Consider the following 4,306-nt stretch of genomic DNA (forward strand, 5'->3'; position numbering starts at 1 on the left):
CAGCTTCAGACCGTTCTCGTGCGCGGCAGTGAGCAGCGCGTCGAAATCCGCCATCGTGCCAAACAACGGATCGATGCCGGTATAGTCGGAGATGTCGTAGCCGAAATCGGCCATCGGCGAAGAGAAGATCGGCGACAGCCAGATCGCGTCGACGCCGAGCGACTTCACGTAAGGCAGCCGCCGCAAGATGCCGGCGAGATCGCCGACGCCGTCACCGTCGCTGTCCTGAAAAGAGCGCGGATAGACCTGATAGAAGATGCCGTCGCGCCACCAATTCACCTCGCCCTGCGCCATGTCGGAGAACCCACCTAAAAACTGCCTCGCGCGAGAGAACGCGGAAGCAACGCCCCCGGTTCAAACCAGCAGGCGAATTGGGACGGCCGTGTGACGGCCGAGGCGGCCGTTCCGGGCCCGGGCCACGAATCTTTTGCTTGGCGGCATGGCAAAAATCGGCATTGTGGCGCCATGACCGAGCAAAATGACACCAAAGCCAAGGCCGGCGCGATCATCGTCCCCGTGACGCTGTTCGAGCAGAACTGCACCATCATCTGGGACGAGCCCGGCAAGAAGGCCGTGGTGATCGATCCCGGCGGCGACGTGCCGAAGATTTTGGACGCGATCAAGCAGACCGGCGTCACCGTGGAGAAGATCTGGCTGACCCACGGCCATATCGACCATGTCGGCGGCGCCGCGGAGTTACGCGATGCGCTGAAGGTGCCGATCGAGGGTCCGCATGCCGCCGACAAGTTCCTGCTCGACAATGTGGTGGAGAGCGGCGCGCGCTTCGGCATGACCRGCGTGCGCAATTTCGCGCCGGACCGCTGGTTGGAGGAGGGCGACACCGTGTCGATCGGCGGCTTGCAGTTCGACATTCTGCACTGCCCCGGCCATTCGCCCGGCAGCGTGGTGTTCTTCAACAAGGAATTACGATTTGCCCATGTCGGCGACGTGCTGTTCGCAGGCTCGGTCGGCCGCACCGACCTGCCCGGCGGCAGTCACGCGACGCTGATCGACTCGATTAAGACCAAGCTGCTGCCGCTCGGCGATGACGTCGGCTTCATCTGCGGCCACGGCGCAGGCTCGAGCATCGGCCAGGAGCGGATGACCAATCCGTTCATCACCGGCGAGATGTAGGTTCTCTATTCAGCGATGCGCCGGCGTCACCACAAACTCTGCTGTCATCCCGGACAAGCGTTAGCGCAGATCCGGGACCCTTAGCCACAGGGAGATGTGGTTACGGGGACTCGGCGTTGCGMCTTCGCGCCAAACTTTGTCCTGTGGCTATGGGTCCCGGATCGGCGCGCGCTCGAGGCGCGCTTGTCCGGGACGACGGCTGGGGTTTACTTCATCAACCCCGCGGCGGTCAGCGCGCGCGTGATGATCTGGCCGAGGTCGAAGCCGCGGGCGTCCTCGCGCTTCGGCTCGGCCGGTTCGGCGACAGCAGCGCGGATCGAGCGGGCCAGATGCGGCGCGGGCGTCAGCGCCGGCTTTGCCTCCGCCTTCTTCTTCGCCGCGTCCGGAATCCAGCCGGTCAGGCCGAAGAACTTTGCGATGTGATAGGACGAGGAGATGCCGGCCTCGATCAGGAACGCGCCCTCGACGCCATAGCGCTGGTCGTTGTCGGCTAGCCCAAGCGGCGTGCCATGCGCCATGTCGGTGATGGCATAGGACTCGACCAGCGTCTCGCCGTCCTTGTTCCACCAGGCCTGGCGGGGATAGCCGTCGACATGGGTCTCGGCCATCGGCACGTCGGGCAGGTCATGCAGATCGAGCCACTGCTTGACGATCTCGTTGGCATTGCCGGGATTGACGGTGCGGTCGGCACTGCCGTGCCACACCGACATCTTCGGCCAGGGGCCGCGATAATCGGAAGCGTTGCGCACGAGATCGCCGAGCTCGCGCGCGGGACGCGCCGGCGAATGGAACATGCCGTCCAGCGCCTCGCGCAAATTCGAGGCGATGCCATAGGGCAAGCCTGCGATCACCGCGCCGGCCGCGAAGACGTCCGGATAGGTCGCGAGCATCACCGATGTCATGCCGCCGCCGGCGGAGAGGCCGGTGATGAAGACGCGCCGGGAATCGATGCGGTGCGTCTTGACCATATGCGCGATCATCTCGCGGATCGAGCGCGCCTCGCCGCTGTCGCGCGCGGTGTCTTCCGGATTGAACCAGTTGAAGCAGGTGTTGCCGTTGTTGACGCGCTGCTGCTCGGGCATCAACAGCGCGAAGCCGTAGTGCCGTGCGAGCGTCGACCAGCCCGCGCCGAGATCGTAAGCAGCTGCGGTCTGGCCGCAGCCATGCAGCACGACGACGAGCGCGCGCGGCATCTGCAGCTGCGCCGGCGCGAACGCGAACATGCGAAGATTGCCGGGATTGTCACCGAAGTCCGTGACTTCCGACAACGGACTGGACGCATCCGCGCTGCGGCCGAAGTCGGCAAAGCGCAGACCGTCCACCTTTGGCAGACGTCTCAAGAGATCGACATTTCTGGCGAGGGACACGGCAACTCCTGGCAGGCGACATTCAACGTTCAGCCAAACCAGATAGTTGCTGCACTGCAAAATGAAAAGTGTGTGTGCTGTCAATTACCAGAAATTCACGGAGAATCCGCACGCATTAACCGCAATGCCTCAACTTCGTGCAAATGCGCGGCGCATCCACGCCAGAAATGCGGCGCAGATCATGATTAATGTCACAAACAGCGCGAGCGAGACGAGAAATCCTGCGCGCGGTGATTGCAATGATTCGATCGCGAAGAATATCGCGCCGATTGCGGCCACTCCGGCCGCATTTCCGATCTGCGCAATGGTGCCGTACATGCCGGATGCCGAGCCTGCGGCGACGGGCTTCACGGTCGAGAGCACCGCGCCGGACAGCGGCGCCATCACCAGGCCCTGACCGTAGCCGAAGATGATCAAGGTGAGCGCAAGCCCGATCGGCGTCGGCGCGTCGACATAGACTGCGACAAGCGCAAGCGCGGCGAGACCGGCGATCTGAACCGCGCATCCCTCGATCAACACCTTGGTGCCGCGATGGCGCGCCCGCGCGCCGCTGTGACGCGAGGCCACGACGAAGGCGAGCGCAAGCGGAACGAAGACCATGCCGGCTTCGAGCGGCGGAATCTTCAGGCCGCGCTGCATGAACAGCGTCATGACGAAGTAGAACGAGAGATTGGCAAGGAAGAAARAGAACGCGGCGCCGAGACCGCGCAGGAACGCCGCATCCGCCAGCAGCGTGAGGTCAATCAGCGGCATGCCGCCGGCGCGCCCGACCGCGTGCTCGAGCTTCAGGAACGCCGCGAGGATCACAGCACCGATCGCCATCACCGCCCACAGCCACGGCGCCCAGCCGACATCGTGGCCGAACAGCAGCGGACCGATCAGGCACAACAGCCCTGCGAACAGCACCACACTGCCCTTGATGTCGAGCCTTGTACCGGCCCGGCGCGGCACCGACGGCATGATGCGCCAGGCGGCACCGGCGATGAGGAGACCACAGGGCACGTTGACGAAGAACACCGAGCGCCAGCCGGTGCCGGCGAGATCGAGCGTGACGAGAAGGCCGCCGAGCAGGAAGCCCGCGGCGCCCGCAAGCCCGAGCACGATGCCGTAGACGGCGAAGGCCCGGTTGCGCTGTTCGTCGGTGAACAACAGATGCAGCGTCGCCAGCACCTGCGGCACCATCAGCGCGGCGGTGGCGCCTTGCGCCAGCCGCGCGACGATCAGCTCCGTGCCTGATTGCGCCAGCCCGCACCACAGCGAGGTCAGGGTGAAGCCGAGCACACCGGCCAGGAACACGTTCTTGGTGCCGTGGACGTCGCCGAGGCGGCCGCCGGTGACGACCAGCGTGGCATAGGCGATCAGATAGATCGCGATGACGGATTCGATCTGCGCCGGCGTAGCGTGCAGATCGATGGCGATGGTCGGAATGGCGACGTTGACCACGAAAGCGTCGACGCCGAACATGAACTGGGCGKCGACGACGATGGCGAGAACCCACCAGCGGCGCGACGAATCGATCTGCTTTGTGACGGTTTGATGCATCGGCGCGCGGCCCTTCGGGAATTTATTTACGCGCGATGCTCCCAGATCGGCGTCATCGGTGCGATTACCTCCGAGGTAGGACCTGCCGCCTTCTTGCCGCTTTGGCCCGATTGCTGCATATCGGTTCCCGCTGGTCCCGTGGGGTTCGGAAGTCTTCCGATGTACGACTACGACATGGTGGTGATCGGCTCGGGCCCGTCGGGGCGCCGGGCCGCGGTGCAATGCGCCAAGCTCGGCAAGGCCGTGCTGGTGGTGGAGAAGGG

General features: G+C 64.7%; 5 protein-coding genes. 2 read left to right on the forward strand and 3 right to left on the reverse strand.

Features of this window, described 5'->3' with window-relative positions; translation table 11 throughout:
• On the reverse strand, nucleotides 1–294 hold a 294-nt coding region (locus AC1D00_RS29390), incomplete at its 3' end, for an alpha-amylase family glycosyl hydrolase (RefSeq protein WP_477013074.1).
• A 171-nt stretch (nucleotides 295–465) separates the two neighbouring features.
• Here AC1D00_RS29390 and AC1D00_RS29395 point away from each other — a divergent pair.
• A complete protein-coding gene (locus AC1D00_RS29395) occupies nucleotides 466–1,134 on the forward strand; it encodes an MBL fold metallo-hydrolase (protein ID WP_477013075.1) in 669 nt (222 codons plus the stop codon).
• A 206-nt stretch (nucleotides 1,135–1,340) separates the two neighbouring features.
• On the opposite strand, the gene AC1D00_RS29400 is transcribed toward AC1D00_RS29395, so the two are convergent.
• Both AC1D00_RS29400 and AC1D00_RS29405 read right to left on the reverse strand, forming a co-directional pair.
• On the reverse strand, nucleotides 1,341–2,501 hold the full coding sequence (locus AC1D00_RS29400) for an extracellular catalytic domain type 1 short-chain-length polyhydroxyalkanoate depolymerase (protein ID WP_477013076.1): 1,161 nt from the start codon (nucleotides 2,499–2,501) through the stop codon (nucleotides 1,341–1,343).
• 129 nt (nucleotides 2,502–2,630) lie between these two features.
• Nucleotides 2,631–4,043 carry an MFS transporter gene (locus AC1D00_RS29405; RefSeq protein ID WP_477013077.1) on the reverse strand — a complete coding sequence of 471 codons (1,413 nt, stop codon included), beginning with the start codon at nucleotides 4,041–4,043 and terminating at the stop codon, nucleotides 2,631–2,633.
• Nucleotides 4,044–4,202: 159 nt separating this feature from the next.
• Here AC1D00_RS29405 and AC1D00_RS29410 point away from each other — a divergent pair.
• On the forward strand, nucleotides 4,203–4,306 hold a 104-nt coding region (locus AC1D00_RS29410; protein ID WP_477013078.1), incomplete at its 3' end, for an FAD-dependent oxidoreductase.

The organism is Bradyrhizobium sp. P2_E8 (assembly GCF_056403875.1).